This is a genomic window from Bradyrhizobium sp. P5_C12 (genome assembly GCF_054049735.1).
This window is the reverse complement of sequence record NZ_JBFULU010000128.1, coordinates 1-1,186: the sequence shown is the minus strand read 5'-3', so window position 1 is coordinate 1,186 and position 1,186 is coordinate 1. Positions and strand designations below refer to the sequence as shown.

Here is a 1,186-nt window from a genome sequence, read left to right as displayed (position 1 = left end):
TCATTGTAGTTGCACGAATTATAATTGATCTTCGTCAGCCCCATAATGTCACTGAGAATAATTGGAAGCGATGGCATGGTACCCTTGCTCCTCAGAGCCGTAATAAAGAGCGGATTTGGTGTTTCTGGTCCGATATAAGTGTCGAGTTGCGGGACGTAACCGTTTGTCCAAAGGTAAGCGCTCTTGTCGTCAAGCAGCATGGCAGTGCCACGCAAGACCGGATAATCACCATCTCGAAATAGCTTGGTTTCTCCGGAAGTTGTGCGTATCCGCACGCCAACTACGTTCGTGGTCGGCGGGGCCGCAGCTTCAAAGGCGGCCCATTCTTCTTCGTTGAAATATGTCTGCCCATGGATAAACAATTCCTGAGGTGCGGAATCGTGGAGTTCTCTATAGGTCTCTAAAACCTTCCTGATTAGGTCAGTCGCGGCCGAAGCGTTGAGGTGATAATCAAATTCGCCTTTCTTCCACGGACCATTTGCGCCGCGAAACACGACACCATCGCCTTCGCTCAAAAACATCTGCGCAGCGCAACAGGCATGGTCCGACGCGTCGCCGGGAAGGTTCTTGTACACAAGGCCGATATAGCAAACACCAGCGCGGATGCCCGATAGCTTCCAAGGTGGCTTTGGCTGTGTCTTGTAGTAAAGGCCCGTAGCCAAGTTCCACGCGATCGTCGCTGCGTCCTGGGTCCGGCGGAGCGGATACCCCGCTTTGTTTTTGAATTCGTCTGGAGCTATCGTTGTTTCACGAATGATCTGTGTTGGCGAGAGGGTTAGATATTCTGCCTTGACCTGCCGATGAAAGTCCGGGGCGTCGTCGAAGACGTTCTCTTCGGTGAGAACCTCTTTCAGTAGCGGAAGGTCAGAACGAGTCTTCTTTCTCTTCTCGAAATCGCCAAGCTCCAAGGACAAACCTGTCCGACGTGCATTCGGCTTGCATCGCTCGAAAATGAGCTCTGGAACAACAAGAATCCACAAGTCGACGGAGCGTTCATCATTTTCTCGGTGCCTCCGGGTTTTGTCGGCATAGAGCTTTACGACTTTCTTGACGGCCTCATGCAGATTCAAAATGCGCGTCGCGGCATCGATTGCCTTTGCATCAAGCGTACACGCCACAAATTCGGCGTCGTTCAAGGAAATTCCGAAAGCCTCTTCGAGCACTGGAAAATTAGCCAGATGCAGCC

General features: G+C 51.9%; 1 protein-coding gene. It reads right to left on the bottom strand.

The genetic code is table 11. The features are described from left to right. The coding region (locus ACXJMY_RS37905) for an argonaute/piwi family protein (protein WP_456624454.1) at positions 1-1,136 on the bottom strand (1,136 nt) is incomplete at its 3' end. Positions 1,137-1,186 lie beyond the last annotated feature (50 nt).